Consider the following 15,758-nt stretch of genomic DNA (forward strand, 5'->3'; position numbering starts at 1 on the left):
TCCGAAAAATTAGAAGGGCAGGACCATTGTCATGCCTGGGCCTCGAAACCAGATACCGGCCACGGTGAGCGTTATTGTTGAAGATACAACAAAGAGTACGACACCCATTGTTCCTTCGGCCCGGCTGCTCCCTCTTTTACGGGTTAGCCCATAAAAAAAGGCTACGAGCAGCGTATAAAACATGAGCGGTGCAAAACCCCTCATGAGTATTGCGGAGTCTGTTTGGGTTGCTTTGGCTGATATAAGTTCATCAAACATGAGGAGAGAAACAGTTATGAGAAAACCTGAGATAAAAGCCATGCAGGCTGTCAGTTTTCCACGGCTGCCCCCAAACCATACTCCAGCAGGCAAGATAGAATTTTTCAAAAACGGCAGGGTCATCATTCCACCAAACATCAGCAGCGGGATAACGCAGATGGCAAAGACCGGGTGCAGGTGCAGGAGAAGCTCCTGCAAACCCATAAAATACCAGGCAGCCTTGGCCGGATTAGGGCTTTGTGAGGGATTGGCCTGCTCTCCCAGAGGAGCATCAACAAGGGCTGAAAAGATGAGGACCATGGCAAGCGTGGTCAGTCCGACTGCAGCCTCTCTTTCGATAAGGTGGGGTACGGTTTTCAGGCGATTCTTCTTTGTTGTCCCATTTGGGTCGGTAATTAAGCCACCCGCTTTTCGTATCAGCCAGAAATGATAGATGAGCAACGGGATGAAGAGAGCGGGGATGAGCCCAACGTGGATAGCAAAGAAGTTCGCCAGTGTTTCGGGGCCGACTTCAACGCCGCCGCGGAGCAGGGGTGTCAATTTTTCTCCGAAAAACGGGATATAGGAGAGCATGGAAGTGAAAATTGTAACAGCCCAATAGGCCAGTTGGTCCCAGGGCAGCAGGTAACCTGTGAAATTGGAGAAGAGTACGAGCGCCAATAATAAAAGGCCTATAAGCCAGTTATATCTCCTTGTCTGGGTCAGGCCGCCGGTCAGGAAAACCCGTAACAGGTGCAGGCCGGTGGTGATGACCAGGAGGTTGCCGGCCCAGTAGTGAATATTGCGGATAAATCCCCCCAGCCCTCCCTGTGCATACATCTGCAGGATAGAATGATACGCTTCACCTGTCCTGGGAGAATAGCTTATTAACTGCAGGATACCGGTGAGGAAGAGCAGCCCTGCCAGTGTCGCACAAATACCGCCAAGCCCGAAGCTGAGGGTGAAACGTGCAGTATCCGCTGGAATCGTCCTCGGATGCAGGTGAAAGATAAAGGAGGATGCCATGTTGTTTATTGAATATCGGTGGGTTAGTAGTTGTTATAGCCTACCTTACGATGGTCATTGCAGATTTGCAATGTCTGTTCATTCTTTTGGTTGGTAATTGTATTCGAAGTATCATTTTATTTCGGGTTCCCTGCCCAGGTAAACGGACCAGATACCGCCGGCAATGATGAAGACAGCCCCGGCAACTGCTGTTTGTTGAGGAATCTGGTCCCAGAAAACCCAGCCCAGAAGGCCGGTAAACAGAACCCCGCAGTAGCTGACAGGTGAGATTACTGTAGCCCGGGCGAAACCATAGGCCTTGGTATAGAGCCACATCGTCAGCCATATCGATATACCGATGCCTGCCATCAGCGGCAGGGTGAAAAGTGGAACCGGTTGCCAGTTGTTGATTGCCAGTGGTAAGCCGCAGAGGGAAGAAAAAGAGAAATAGTAAAAAAGGATACGGGATGTGGGTTCGGTGAGAGCGAGGGTGCGGGTTGTGACGATGGATCCGGCCAAGGTTATACCCGAGGCCAGACCGAGCAGATGCCAGATGCTGAGCAACGATCCCTGTGGTTTAAGGACCAGGCCGATCCCGACGAAACCCATAATAACCGGTAGCCAGCGCAGAAATGGCATCCTGAATCCTTTCCAGATGAGGAACAGTACGGGAACACAGAGAGGGGCTGTATTCCTGAGCAGGCTGGCATCCACCAGGGGGATCTTGTCGAGTGCGAGGTAATAGGTATAAAAACAGAGCCAACCAGATAATCCTCTCATTATATGAAGTTTAAAATGCTCTGTTTTGAGACAATCAAATCCCCGGCGCAGCAGGGGCGGCAGCATGATGATAACACAGAACAGGTACTGGAAAAAAACAATCTGCTCAATGGTGACATATGCTGCTGTATATTTTGTAGCTGCGGTGGCGAGGCTTACGACCATAGCGGTGGCGAGAGCCAGGGCGGCGCCAAGGAGCAAGTGAGAAGTGGCTGGTGACATGGGTGAAATACTTTCCTCTAACGTGAAGTTGCCGGTTGCTTAAAAATTTTCTGCATGCTGTCATTTCCATCATCCATGGTCAACAAAAAAAATGACATTGGCTGAGGGGTGGATTGCCTTTCCCCACTTCTGATACTACAATGACAGGAAAATACACGAAATTGATCGTTCATGAATATTGGCAGAGGTATGACTTGATGGCAACCCCAATGTATCAACCAGCAATAGATTTTACCGCAATTAGCGCCCTGTTCAGCAATGCGGAGAAGCAGGGGAGGGATTTCCTGTTTGAACATGAGACGTATGAACTGCTCAGCCGAAGCGGTGCTGAAACGCCGCCGCGGACTGTTTTCCTGGCAAAGGGGAGCCGGCCGTCGGATGAAGTGCTGATGTCGATGGAAGGGGAAAAGGTTGTGCTCAAGGTTGTCTCATCGACAATCATCCATAAAACTGAGGTAGAAGGGGTCCGTATTGTTGAAAAACGTCCGGAGAAGATCCGTTCGGCCTGGCGGAGGATGATGTATGAGGTGGCCGATAATTATGCAGCAGCAGTTGAAAAGGATAATTCCCATGGCGCGGACAAGTATAGGGGCATGTCCGGTGAACAGCTGCGGGAGGCTGTAGCCACAGATATTGAAGGTGTGCTGATGGTCCAGTTCATGCCTCCCGATTCGGAGGCTTTCGGTAATGAGTTGATTGTCGGTATCCGTAACACCCGGGAATTCGGCATGGTCATCAGTGCAGGGCTTGGAGGGACCGATACCGAACTCTATGCGGAGCGATTTCGCAAGGGGCAGGCAATCGTCGCCTCCTCAACAGCTGAAAGTGACGGTGAAACCTTCTTCAGGCTTTTCAAAAGTACGATCTGTTATAAAAAACTGGCAGGTCTTACCAGGGGGCAGCGTCGGATTGTCACTGATGAACAGATCGTTGAATGTTTTGGCTCGATGATCGAATTGGCCAATTATTACTCCCCTATGAACCCTGATGCGCCATGGGTTATTGAAGAACTTGAGATAAACCCCTTTGCTTTTACCGATTACCTCATGGTCCCACTTGACGGTATGTGCCGTTTTGGCACACCGGGTTCGATAATTGGGAAAAGACCGTGGCAAAAGATAGGCAAGCTCTTGAAACCGGGTACGATCGGTATCGTCGGGGTTTCGGCAAACCGTCAGAATTTTGGCAGAATGATCCTGAACAACATCGTTGCAAACGGATATAATCCCCAAAACGTAACTATTATTCGACCCGGAGAACAGCATATTGACGGAGTTCGCTGCATTGCGGATCTGCAGGATGCGGATCAGCGGTTTGATCTGCTGATCCTGGCAGTTGGTGCACGTCAGTTGGTTGAAATTGTTGACCGGGTTATCGATCTGGATGTAGCCGAATCCGTGATGTTAATTGCAGGCGGGATGGGCGAAACCGAGGAGAGCTCAGATCGTGCGGCAGCCTTGATGCAGAAAATACGAAAGGCGCATGAAAAAGATGGTGGCGGGCCTGTAATCCTTGGTGCCAATTGCCTTGGAGTTGTCTCCCATCCTGGCCGGTACGATACGCTTTTTATTCCTGAGGAGAAACTGCCGCGTCAGCGGGGAGAGAGAACGAGGAATGCAGCGTTTGTCAGCCAGTCAGGGGCGTTCATGATAACGCGGCTGAGCAAGCGGCCGGAGCTCGACCCCGCCTATATGATTTCTATCGGCAACCAGAATGACCTGACCCTGGGGGATGTGCTCAGTTATCTTAAGGATGATCCGGCAATAGACGTAATCGGCATCTACGCAGAGGGTTTCAAGGATTTTGATGGGCTCGCGTTTGTCGGTGCCGTGCGTCAGGCAGTGCAGAACGGAAAAGATGTGATCTTTTACAAAGCGGGTCGCACCCCGGAAGGCCAGACGGCGACGTCCGGTCATACGGCATCGCTGGCCGGTGACTACATGGTTTGCGAGTCCTGTGTGCGTCAGGCGGGAGGGATTGTTGCCCAGACCTTCTCGCAATTCGAGGATCTGCTCATGCTCAGTCAGCGGCTTCATGTAAAGGATATCTCCGGAAACCGTCTTGCTGCTGTGAGCGGGGCAGGGTTTGAGGCGGTCGGCATGGCTGACAATATCCAGAGTGATGATTTCTATATGCGGATGGCCAACTTTAGTAGCTCCTGTAAACGCTCCATTAGTGAACTGATGACTCAAAAGCGCCTTGATTCATTGGTGGAGGTCAAGAATCCGCTGGATATTAATCCAGGTGCTGACGACGAAGTGCATGTGCGGGTGGTGGAGGAACTGGCGCTTGACCCAGGTGTGGACGCGGTGGTTGTCGGCCTCGACCCGCTCTCTCCTGCGATGCGGACGCTGGATGGTGACGAATCAGGCCGTTTTGGCTTCGACGACTCTTCAAGCATCGCCACCGCTATGCCAAAGCTTGTTGCTCGACTGGATAAACCCGTCATCGGGGTGGTTGATGGCGGTCGACTTTATGACCCCCTTGTCGATGAATTGATGGCAGGCGGTATGGCGGTTTTTCGTTCATCCGACCGGGCAGTGCAGGCACTGGCGCTCTATATAGACGGCAGGTTGTATAGTAGGAGTTTAAGGTTGAAAACCGATTGATTGAGGTGCCATAAAGAAAGGGTGAGGTTCATTCGGATGCACCTTTTCTCCGTAGGTAACCACTGACAATTTGCAAACATATTGATTGCCCTGATACTTCAAGCAGGCTCAACCTTGCGAAAGTTAATGATGAAAAAAAGTATAAGGCTTGCTGCTGCAACTGCATGAATGAAAAAATTGGTCGGTTTGAGCAGGAAAAAGGCCAACACAAGCAGGCCGATCCTGCCCAGCCAGTGGACCCGGTTTTCCATGTGTCCCTGGATTGCTGCGGTGAAACCGTAGAGGCCGAGTAAAGCAAAACAGGCGATTGTGATGATCTCGGTAAACGATCCGCCCAGGAGAGGGGTATAGGCAAAGAGCAGCGGGATGATGTAGAGCCCCTTGGCAATTTTCCAGGAGTGGAAGCCGGTTGCCATGGGAGGGGTTCCGGCGATGGCGGCTCCTGTAAAGGCAGCGAGACACACCGGTGGCGTCACGTTACTGTCCTGGCTCAGCCAGAAAATGATCATGTGCGCCGAGAGCAGGGCAAAGGTCGCAGTCGCCGGGTCGAGAATCATGCTCCGCAGGGTATCGGCCAACTCAATGGGGACTGCATCAAATAAGGCCTTGGCATCGGCAGGACTCATAACCTGGCCGAGAAGAGCCATCTTGTCCGGTACCGCCATCATGAACACAGCTTTTGCCTCTTCACTTAATGCTCCGGCGGCGATGATGGAGACGATTTGGGTGTCGGCGATAAGGTTATAAAGGGCCGGGGCAGAAAGAGTACCGAGCACTATATAGGATGCGGTCACCGGCAGTCCCATTCCGAGAACAAGTGAAGCCAGTGCGATGAGTGTAATGGCAATGACCAGGTTGTCGCCAGACCAGTTGGTGATCATCAGTGAAAAGGTATTGCCGATACCGGCGGTGGCGATCACATTTACCACAAGGCCAACGGAACAGAGCAGGATGGCGGTCATGGTCATGTTCCGGGCGCCGAGCGCAAGGGCTTCGAGAACGGCCATGGGTCCCATCTTGTTGGGAGTCATCCAGGAGGCAACTATAACCGAGAGAATTGCAAAACCGGCTGCATAGGTGGGGGTGAAGCCGTAAATGAGCATGCCGATCAAGATTGAGACGGGGAGCAGAAATGGCAGGCCGCCTTGTTTGAGCACCTCCATGACTGTCATTTCCTCACCTTCCGCAACCTGTATTCCGGTCTTCTTCGCTTCGATCCTGACGAAAAAGCCGACTGTGGCAAAATAGAGTATAGCTGGCAGGATGGAATAGAGGACGATGGTGGTATAGGGAATCTGGGTGTAACTGGCCATGACAAAGGCACCGGCGCCCATGATCGGTGGCATGAGCTGACCACCCGTTGAGGATGCAGCCTCCACACCTGCCGCAAATTTTGGTTCAAATCCAGCCTTTTTCATAAGCGGGATGGTGATGACACCGGTTGAGGCCGTGTTTGCAACGGCAGAGCCAGAGATGGTGCCGGTCAAACCGGACGCAAGCACGGCGACGAGACCAGGGCCGCCAATAAATCTCCCAGCCACGGCCTTGGCCAGGTTGATAACAAAATCACCGGCACCCGAACGGAGCAGGAACGCACCGAACAGGATGAACATGAACACAAAGGTGGAGGAAATTCGGGCGATATTGCCAAAAAGACCATCATCGCCATACACTGAACGAAAAAGGATCGTCTCAGTAGTTAATCCGCTGAACTTGAAAACGCCGCCAACATATTGCCCCCACCAGCCCACATAGGTGAGTGCCAGGATAATAAGGACAGGGATGATCCAGCCGGTTGTACGGCGGGTGAATTCGATTGCAGCCAGGATCAGCAGGAATCCCGCAATCCATTCCGGCAGGGCCAGGTGAACGCCGCGGTTGTAAATAGCGTCTTCCATGCCGATCATGTAGAGGGCACTGAAGGCGGCAATAATACCGATTGCCAGATCTCGTATCAGGCCTGCTTTACTTCGTTTTTTAAGAGTGCCGTAAAATGGGTACAGCAAGGCGCCGAGCAGTACAAACCCAGAAAAATGCAGGGCATTCTGAGTCAGGCCAGGGAGAACACCAAAGATATTGAAATAGATGTGGATCAGGGAGATGACAACGCCAATACAGAATACAGCCCTGTCAGTAAATGTTTCACCGATCTTAATGAGTTCATCCGATTTCATCTATTGTTCTCCGACTGTTTCGTATGGCTCCGCCCCTGAAACATAGGGGCGGAGCCGGTGGCATGATTCTGGTGTTGTAGAATTACTTGGCGATCAGGTTGTCAGGAATGGTGATACCCGCTTCCTTGTAATATTTGGCGGCGCCAGGATGCAGTGGCATGGGCAGCCCTGCGATGGCCTTTTCGACACTCATGACCAGCGTTGCTTTGTGAATGGCATTCAGGAACGGTAGGTTTTCATAGATGGTCTTGGTAATCATGTAAACCGCTTCTTCATCGATATCTGCACGGACAGCCAGGAAGTTCGGCTGGGCGATGGTCTTGATATCTTTTTCCTGTCCAGGGTAGGTGCCCGACTTGATGATATATTCGGTCCACAGCCCGAGACCGCCGTCCGCTTTCTTGGCAAGCTCATCGGTAAACTCAAGGACTTTCACCTTGTCACCCATGGCGGCAATTGCCCTGGTCACTGCACCGGTGGGGGTTCCTGCTGGGGTAGACATACCGCTTATCTGGCCGTTCTGCAGGGCGTCGGCACTGGGACCGTAACCTACATAGACCAGGTCGAAATCTTTGGCGACATCCAGTCCGAGGTTTTTCAGCAGGATGGTGTTGGACCCAAGGGTTCCTGAGTTTTTCTTACCAAGTGCCAGCCGGTCGCCTTTCAGGCCTGCGATATCGGCAATAGTGCCGGTCGGTGCCTTGTCGGCCAGGACGGTGAACTGCTCGACGTTCTGCCAGAGCATGGTGACCGAGCGCAACTCTTTTTGAGGACCCTCGCTTTCAAGCGGTCCTTTGCCGTTCCATGCATAGTATCCATAGAGGCCCTGAAGAATGGCAAATTGTGCCTCGTTGTCCCTCAGCAGCTTGATATTCTCACCTGAACCGGCGGAATTAATGGCAGACATACCAATTTTCTGTTTGGGTTGCAGCTTGACCTTGGTGAGTGTCGACAGGGCAACACCGACTGGATAATAGGTGCCGCCGGTACTTGCAGTCGCCAGCAGGTAACTGCGCTCTTCAGCTGCCGAGGCAGATGTCGAGCCGATCAGGGTGAGGGTAAAAAGAGCCAGGACGACTCGGGCAATAAACGATTTCATGGAATACCTCCTCTTTAGGTTGGTTGGGACTGAAGTTGTGGAATCCTTCAGCAACTGGTTTATAAAGGACTAACCATCTCTAATAAAGCAAAAGCCGGGCCAGTAGCTGATTTTAAGCTTACGAGGTAACATACTGAAAAAACATCTTCTTTATTATAGATGCATGGCAGACATGTAAAGAGTGGCAAAATATTGCTTGTGTGGTTTTCTGTATCGGCATAATCTTGCTTGTTTCTTTGGGGCGTAAGGGATGGGAAAAGGATTATATGTGGCAAGGCGCTTGCTATAGGAACTGAATTAGCAGTAAGGGGGGCGATTTTCATGGTACCCTCTACTCATGGAAAGTTTATGTGAAATTCCATCTGGGCACCCCTGTGATGATGAACTTTTTTAATACGCCGGGCAGAGCACTGCCGGACAGACAGCGATATGTGTTTATTCTGGCGTTATGTCTTGTGGTTTCCGCTCTCACGATCTGGGCCATTTCTGTTTATGTCAGGCAGCTGGTGTTGTCTGATTTACGCAGGCAGGGTGAGTCCCGTGCCGGCTTCTACAGTCAGTCACTAAAAAACAATCTGGAAAAAAACCGCCACCTCCCTTACATCCTTTCCAGGGATCAGCGAATCCGTGACCTGTTGGAGTATCAGGTTCCGTCCATCCGGGTAAATCCTCATCTGGAGGATTTTCAAAATGCTACAGGTTCCCTGTTGTTTATCATGGATGATGGTGGCACGGTGCTGGCAACCAGCAACTGGCGAAGCCCACAAAGCCTGATGGGATTTAATTTCAACTTCAGGCCTTATTTTGCTTCGGCCAAGGATGGTGAGGCGGGTGGCTACTTTACTTTTGGTCTTCGCACGAAAAAGCCTGGGTATTTTCTTTCCTATCCCGTTCTCAGGGAGGGCCGGTTTCTTGGTGCTGTGGCCGTGAAGGTAGATGTCCTGCCCCTGCAGGAAGACTGGAAGGAGGGCGGAGAATCCATCATGGTTAGTGACGGTCATGGGGTTGTGATTCTGTCAAGCAGAGAGGAGTGGCGGTACCGGTCGCTCAAACCTTTGCTCGATACCACCAAAAACAGGCTGAGACGAACCCAGTTTTTGGAACTGCCGCTTGATTCTCTTTCCATACAACGCACCACAAATGTTCATGATACCTTGATCGAAGTTCAAGGTGAACGGTTTCTTGAGATATCGAGACAATTGCCGGAATACGGGTGGCGCCTTCACTATCTGGTTAATTACGGGGTTGTTCGCAAGGCAGTTGTTGTCTCCGTATTGGTCGGTTGTGGTGTTATCATCATCTTCTTTCTATTGCTGCTCTACGTAAGGGAGCGAAGGCAGAAGAAGATATCGGGCAGGCAGGCGAGGGAAGCCGAGAGAATTCGATCCGTCAATGTGCTGTTACAGCAGGAGATTGAAGGACATAAGGAGACGGCCGACAATTTGCGAAGAGTCCAGCAGGATCTTGTGCAGGCGAGCAAGCTGGCTGCGCTTGGCAGGATGTCTGCGGCAGTAGCCCATGAATTGAATCAGCCGGTCACCGCTATCCGTATGTTTGCAGCCTCGATCAGAAAACTCCTTGCCCGGGAGCAGTATGAAAAAGCGGACAAGACGCTTGATCTTATATCCGGTCTTACTGATCGCATGGCTTTACTCACCGGTCAGTTGAAGACTTTTTCAAGAAAGGATGGCGGGCGGGGGAAACCGGTTGACATGAAAGTGCTGATCGAGCGTGTATTAAAGGTCATGGAGATGCAGCTTCATGAAGAGCGCGTTGCGGTCCGGTTTGATGTCGCAGAAGGGGAACCGATTGTATTCGGTAATGAATTGCGTATAGAACAGGTGTTTGTCAATCTCATAAATAACAGTGTTGATGCCCTGAGGAATTGTTCAGATAAAGAGCTTGGGATAGATGTCAAGGCCCAGGACGATAAGGTTATACTGCGGGTCCGCGACAATGGCTGTGGCATCAAGGAGGAGGTAAAAGACTTTCTCTTCGAACCGTTTTTTACCACTAAGCAGGAGGGGGAGGGGCTTGGCCTCGGGTTGTCTATCAGTTATGGTATAGTCCGGGATCTTGGAGGAGAGATAAAGGTTGCCAATCTTACAGCCGGTGGTGCCGAGTTCAGGGTTGAGTTTCAAAGATATATGGGGCAGGAGTAGTCAGGGACATGGAGAAAAGAAGCGGTATAGTATATCTGGTCGATGATCAAGAGAGCATGCGGCTGGCCATGAGTCAGTGGCTTGAACTGGATGATTTTTCAGTTTGGACATTTTGCGGCGGGCGTGAAGTGCTTGACCAGATCGATCGTTCTTTTGAGGGTGTGCTGGTGACTGATGTCCGGATGCCGGGGATGGATGGGTTGGAGTTGATGAAGAGGGTCTTTGACATTGACAGCCAGATCCCGGTAGTTCTCATAACAGCCCATGGCGACATTCCCATGGCTGTTTCGGCGATGGGCCGTGGAGCCTATGATTTTATAGAGAAACCGTTTGAACCCGATATCCTGCTGGAGACTATTCGGAGGGCGGGTGAGCGGCGTGCCCTGGTACTTGAGAACAGGAGCCTCAGAAAACGATTGCAGGAAACGGGTTCCATCGACTCCCGTCTTCTAGGGACAAGCGATTCTATTCAGTTTCTCAAACAGGAGATTATGGATCTTGCCCCTACCGATGCAAGTGTTTTTCTATATGGGGAGACGGGGGCCGGCAAGGAAATTACCGCTCGCTGCCTGCACGAGTTGAGCGACAGGAGCAATCGTGAGTTTGTGGTTATCAACTGCGGTGCGATTCCCGAAGGATTGTTTGAGAGCGAACTGTTTGGCCATGAGGCGGGTGCCTTTACAGGGGCGACCGGCAAGAGGATAGGGAAGTTTGAAAGGGCTTCAGGGGGCACCGTTTTCCTTGATGAGATCAATAACATGCCACTGACCTTGCAACCCAAGGTGCTCCGGGTCTTGCAGGAGAAGGAGGTTGAACGGCTTGGTGGAAGCAGGCCGATAGCTGTTGATATCAGGGTTATTAGTGCTACCAATGTTGATCCCGAGCAGGCCTGCCGGGACGGCAGTTTGAGGCCGGACTTGTATTACCGGCTCAATGTGGCCCGGATCACAATACCCCCTTTACATAAAAGGGGCAGAGATATCGTGCTGCTCTTTGAGTATTTTACGGATCTGGCTGCAAAAAAATATAATCGAATGGTCGAGCCATTAACAAGTGAAGATGTGGGAGCGCTCATGACCTATCCGTGGCCGGGCAATGTACGGGAGTTGAAAAACATTGCCGAGCGGTATGTCCTCTCCTCTCGTCGTGGAGGGAGCAGGATTGCCTATCTGCTGGATCGTGAACCGGTCGGGGACCCAGCCACAAAAATGGTATCTCTTGCCGAGCAGGCAGAAAATTTTGAGAGGTGTGTGCTGGAGCAGTCCCTGAGTAGGCATCAGGGAAACATGAGTGCGGTAATGGATGAGTTACAATTGCCTCGTCGAACCTTGAATCAGAAAATGGTCAATCACGGTTTATCAAGAAAGGATTTCCTGGGGTCGGATGATGAAGGATGATACAGGGAGAAAGCATTGGCAAATGCTACGGTACGGCACTGTTGTTCTGCTGTTTTGTGTTGTCTTCCCGGGCATGATTGGCTATGCCCGGGAACGCGATAGCGGGCGTTACCTCATGGCTACAGCAAATACCGCGGGCACCTATTACCCGGTAGGGGTCGCCCTGGCTACGCTCACCAAGGTGAAACTTGAACCGGAACATAGCCTCTCCCTCAATGCCATAAGTTCTGCCGGCTCGGCAGAAAACCTTGAACTGCTTCGGGATGACAGTGTTCAATTTGCTATATTGCAGGGGTTATACGGATATTGGGCATGGAATGGTATTGGGCCGTTCCGGCTGGCTGAGCCCCGCAGGGATGTGCGTTCCATAACAATGCTTTGGCACAATGTTGAGCATTTTGTGGTGAAATCCGATTACCTGGTGAACGGTACGATGGATGATCTCGAAGGCTTGAAACGAAAACGTTTTTCCCTTGGGGCAAGGGATTCCGGCAGCGCCGGCTCCGGCTACTATCTCCTGCAGGAACTGGGGTTTGTCCCCGAAGACGATTTTGAGTTACAGTATCTTGATTATGGTGCGAGTACCGAGGCCATCCGGTCAGGGGAAATAGAAGCGATGAATATCCCTGGAGGACCGCCGGTCGAAGCAGTCAGCAGGGCAATTGGTGCGCTTGGTAAAGATGTGACGGTCCTGGAATTTAGTGATGAACAACTGGAAAGGGCAAACCGAAAATATAAATTATGGTCTAGATATATTATCGAACCATACACCTATCCCGGCCAGGATGAAGCGGTGAGGACAATTGCCCAGCCTAATTTCCTGGCTGTGCGGAGTGATGTGCCCGATGTTGATGTGTATCGTATTGTCAAGGCAATGTACGCTAACCTGGAATTTCTTCATGCCATTCACCCGATAACCCGGGCGATGAAAATTGAGGCGGCGATCAACGGCTTGCCTGTTCCGCTGCATCCCGGAGCTGCTCGGTTTTACCGTGAGCAGGGGGTGGATATCCCGGACGAACTTATTGCCCGGTGAGGTACCCGGCAGTGAAATAGCAATTCTCTGACAGGTTCCTGGTTATGGATAGGAGACCTCAATAAACGGGTAATAAAGCGGGAAGCTCTATTACCCGTTGGCCTTATAATTCGGTCAATTGGGTAAAAAGGTCCTTGTCCTTTTCGATTTTGGCCCTGTTGCCAATAATTGCCCGGTGGCAGCCAGGGGTCATGCGGGCAAAATCGTCTGCGAATGCCTTCATGTCGGTGACTGTTGTAGAAAGAATTTCAGAGATCCTTTTTTGCTTGAACTCTTTGGTAATGCCAGACAGGTACTCATTCCGGGCCGTTGCACCTTTGGCTGCAGCAGACTGGTGCGGATCAAAGTTACCATAGGTGCCAATGACCAGCTGTTCCAGGACCTTGTCAGGAATGTCCAGGGTGGCGACCACATTGGCAACGTTGTTGTACGCCTCGTAGGTTTTACGAACCTGCGGATCTCGGTAGCTGATATAGGCCAGGTTGCCTGTTATCTGGCTGAACTGGATAAAGCAGCCGTAGGCTCCACCCATTTGCCGTACACTGTTCCATAGGTAGTCACGGGAAAGATAGGTTTTCAATACTTCAAAATGGCCATTGTAACTTGAGCTGTTTTCCAGCAGGTTGCCGCCCTGTACAGCAAAGACGACCTCCGCTGAGGTAATGAATGCCTCATGCTCCACCTGGTTTGTTTTCGGCAGAGTGTGCATGCTCACAGGGGTCGTGGCCAGGGCGTCGGGAAGGCACTGGCCGACCTTTGACAGTACCTCGAGTTCACTGCTGTCTGCTGTCGCCACCATGAGAAGATTGTTACGGTTAAACAAGGTGGTGCAAATCTCCTGCAGGTAACTCAGGAAGAGTTCTTCTTTTTCCGAATAGTTCAGTGCCAGCTCCTTGACAGCCATATAGGATGTAACGCCGCTGAACATCTCGCTATAGCGGCCAGCAAGGCTCAAGTGTGAAAAGACACGTGATACCGCCAGGTTGTATCCTTCACTTTGGGCCGAATGCTCAGCCCAGGCAAATTCGCGACCGACAATCTCCCGGATTCGGGTGCGGTTCTCAAAAGAAAGATCTGAGAGAACTTCAGCCGCAAGGGACAGCGCTTTTTCCAGGTAGGTCGGCAGGCACTTTAAGTGCAGCCAGAATATGGGCTTTATTGTCTCAGGAGAGTTCTTTTTGGTGTAGGTGTTCAGGCTATGCGAGAAACTTCCTGTATAGGTCGCCACCTCTTTTGCAAAAGCCATGTAATCGTGCTTCTTGGTGCCTATTTCTGTTGCGATAGTGCCGAAAAGGTCGAGATAAGGGAGCAGGTGTGGTGGAATGCATCTTATATCGAAGCCGAGGTCGAGATAAGAGATATGATTGGTCGGCAGCTCGTTGAGCAGTGCATTGCAGCCAAAAAGCTTCTGCTCCTGGATTTCGTAGAAATCGACCTGCGGTGAGAGGTCGCTTCGGGAGAGTTGCGGCAGGAGAGAGAGTGTTTCTACATCGTTGGGTTCAAGTTGTTGCTTCATCAACTCCTGCGTGCGGCCAATAAGTTGTTGTTGTTCTTCTTTGCTCAAGGTGTTGTTGTAGTCATCGAGACGCTGCTGCTCAGATTGTCTGGTTGCTTCCGGTTTCTCCGGGTCCGGAGAGAGTGTTACTGTCACCGTGGATCCATTATCGAGCAGAAAATCACGTATCAGTTGCTCGAAGTAGCCCTCATTGAGAGCTTTATGTCTGAGTTTGCTGATCAGCTCCTCACTCACCAGGTTGACAAAAGGATCGGTGCCGTACTTCTGGGCAGCCATGGCCTTGCTGATCAGGTCAAGCCCTCGTTGGGACTTGCTGGCATCTTCACGCAGGTTAAATTCATACTTGTTCAGTTCTGAGAGCACCAGATCGTGTTCCAGACCTTTTTCCACCATGTCGGTAAGAGTGGTTCTGTAGAGTTGCAGGAAATCGTCCCGGTGCTCCTTTTCACTTCCAACCAGATAACTGATCATGAATGTCTTGAAACTTGAAGATGAGAGGTAGAATCCACCAAAATCCTTGCACATGCCACTTGAGACGATGCTGTTTTTCAGCGGCGAGCCATCGGAGTTGAACAGGATATTGGCGATAACCTGAAAGGCTGCGTTCTGCAGTCGGTTTTCAACGGTTGCCACCTGGGTGCCGACGGCTAGAAAGGTTTTTTCCTTGGTCTCCCTGGAATCGACTCCATATGTGTCGTCGATGAAGACAGGTTTCGTCACCTCGTTGCCGGGAACAATGGACGACCGTTGCCCTTTTTCCTGGAAAGTGGAGAGATAATTGTCCTGAAGGTATTTCAGCTCGTCAAGCAGAGGAGCATTGCCGTACACATAAAACAACCCGTTAGACGGGTGATAATGCTCCTTGTGGAATGCACAGAAATCCTCATAGGTGAGATCAGGGATGTTTTTCGGATCCCCGCCTGATTCGTGGGAATAGGTGGATTCCGGCATCAGGCCGTTGAAGATGTGATGGAATATGAGACGAACCGGATCGGAGAACGCGCCTTTCATCTCGTTATAGACCACTCCCTGAAATTCCAGAGGGGACTCTTCTGATTCACGGTGGTAATGCCATCCCTCCTGTTCAAAGGTCGTCTGCAGCAGTAACGGATTGAAAACCACGTCGCAGTAGACCCCCATGATGTTGTAATATTCTTTCAGGTTGCGGGTGGCAAACGGATAGTAGGTGACATCAGAGCCGGTCATGGCGTTTAGAAATGTCATCAGGCCGCCTTTGTTGATCTCGCCGAACACATCCTTGACCGGGTATTTTTCAGAACCCATCAAAACGGAATGTTCCAGGATATGGGCAACCCCGGTGGAATCAGTGGGGACGGTGTTGAAGGCGATAGAAAACGTCTTGTTCGGGTCTTCATTTTTAATGGCAAGCAGGGGGCATTCAAGAAGATCATGATGAAAGAGATAGACATCTGCCTTGATTTCATCGTTTTTTTCATGCCTTTTGAGGGTGAAACCCTCATACGTCTCACCTATTTTAAATGTCATATAACAGAGTCCAGT

Annotated in this window: 9 protein-coding genes; 4 read left to right on the forward strand and 5 right to left on the reverse strand. The window is 51.1% G+C overall.

The genetic code is table 11. From position 1 onward, the window contains the following. Positions 1–9 precede the first annotated feature (9 nt). Positions 10–1,263: a cytochrome b N-terminal domain-containing protein gene (locus GA520_RS26100; RefSeq protein ID WP_163336330.1), complete on the reverse strand. Its 1,254-nt coding sequence runs from the start codon at positions 1,261–1,263 to the stop codon at positions 10–12. 111 nt (positions 1,264–1,374) lie between these two features. Further along, on the reverse strand, positions 1,375–2,244 hold the full coding sequence (locus GA520_RS26105; protein ID WP_163336331.1) for a DMT family transporter: 870 nt from the start codon (positions 2,242–2,244) through the stop codon (positions 1,375–1,377). A gap of 197 nt (positions 2,245–2,441) precedes the next feature. Here GA520_RS26105 and GA520_RS26110 point away from each other — a divergent pair, with 197 nt between their 5' ends. Then, positions 2,442–4,853: an acetate--CoA ligase family protein gene (locus tag GA520_RS26110; RefSeq protein WP_240910050.1), complete on the forward strand. Its 2,412-nt coding sequence runs from the start codon at positions 2,442–2,444 to the stop codon at positions 4,851–4,853. 98 nt (positions 4,854–4,951) lie between these two features. Here GA520_RS26110 and GA520_RS26115 read toward each other — a convergent pair whose 3' ends face one another. After that, positions 4,952–7,027 carry a TRAP transporter fused permease subunit gene (locus GA520_RS26115; protein ID WP_163336332.1) on the reverse strand — a complete coding sequence of 692 codons (2,076 nt, stop codon included), beginning with the start codon at positions 7,025–7,027 and terminating at the stop codon, positions 4,952–4,954. Positions 7,028–7,109: 82 nt separating this feature from the next. Further along, positions 7,110–8,126, reverse strand: a complete 1,017-nt coding sequence (locus GA520_RS26120) for a TAXI family TRAP transporter solute-binding subunit (RefSeq protein ID WP_163336333.1) — start codon at positions 8,124–8,126, stop codon at positions 7,110–7,112. Positions 8,127–8,476: 350 nt separating this feature from the next. On the opposite strand from GA520_RS26120, the gene GA520_RS26125 reads away from it, so the two are divergent. Genes GA520_RS26125 through GA520_RS26135 form a run of 3 tightly spaced genes read left to right on the forward strand, consistent with a single transcriptional unit; the run spans position 8,477 to position 12,721 of the window. Then, a complete protein-coding gene (locus GA520_RS26125) occupies positions 8,477–10,288 on the forward strand; it encodes an ATP-binding protein (protein ID WP_163336334.1) in 1,812 nt (603 codons plus the stop codon). Between the two features lie 8 nt (positions 10,289–10,296). Then, positions 10,297–11,685 carry a sigma-54 dependent transcriptional regulator gene (locus GA520_RS26130; RefSeq protein WP_163336335.1) on the forward strand — a complete coding sequence of 463 codons (1,389 nt, stop codon included), beginning with the start codon at positions 10,297–10,299 and terminating at the stop codon, positions 11,683–11,685. 22 nt (positions 11,686–11,707) lie between these two features. Then, complete coding sequence (locus GA520_RS26135) at positions 11,708–12,721, forward strand: TAXI family TRAP transporter solute-binding subunit (RefSeq protein ID WP_163336336.1); 1,014 nt, start codon at positions 11,708–11,710, stop codon at positions 12,719–12,721. 103 nt (positions 12,722–12,824) lie between these two features. On the opposite strand, the gene GA520_RS26140 is transcribed toward GA520_RS26135, so the two are convergent. After that, positions 12,825–15,743 (reverse strand): insulinase family protein, encoded by a 2,919-nt coding sequence (locus GA520_RS26140; protein WP_163336337.1) that lies wholly within the window; start codon positions 15,741–15,743, stop codon positions 12,825–12,827. Positions 15,744–15,758: the final 15 nt, after the last annotated feature.

The organism is Desulfopila sp. IMCC35008 (assembly GCF_010646885.2).
Lineage (GTDB): Bacteria > Desulfobacterota > Desulfobulbia > Desulfobulbales > Desulfocapsaceae > Desulfopila.

What these genes read in the sequence shown, in the direction of transcription:
- GA520_RS26100 (WP_163336330.1), bottom strand. Translation starts at nt 1,263, where the DNA reads ATGGCATCCTCCTTTATCTTTCACCTGCATCCGAGGACGATTCCAGCG.
- GA520_RS26105 (WP_163336331.1), bottom strand. Translation starts at nt 2,244, where the DNA reads ATGTCACCAGCCACTTCTCACTTGCTCCTTGGCGCCGCCCTGGCTCTC.
- GA520_RS26110 (WP_240910050.1), top strand. Translation starts at nt 2,442, where the DNA reads ATGGCAACCCCAATGTATCAACCAGCAATAGATTTTACCGCAATTAGC.
- GA520_RS26115 (WP_163336332.1), bottom strand. Translation starts at nt 7,027, where the DNA reads ATGAAATCGGATGAACTCATTAAGATCGGTGAAACATTTACTGACAGG.
- GA520_RS26120 (WP_163336333.1), bottom strand. Translation starts at nt 8,126, where the DNA reads ATGAAATCGTTTATTGCCCGAGTCGTCCTGGCTCTTTTTACCCTCACC.
- GA520_RS26130 (WP_163336335.1), top strand. Translation starts at nt 10,297, where the DNA reads ATGGAGAAAAGAAGCGGTATAGTATATCTGGTCGATGATCAAGAGAGC.
- GA520_RS26135 (WP_163336336.1), top strand. Translation starts at nt 11,708, where the DNA reads ATGCTACGGTACGGCACTGTTGTTCTGCTGTTTTGTGTTGTCTTCCCG.
- GA520_RS26140 (WP_163336337.1), bottom strand. Translation starts at nt 15,743, where the DNA reads ATGACATTTAAAATAGGTGAGACGTATGAGGGTTTCACCCTCAAAAGG.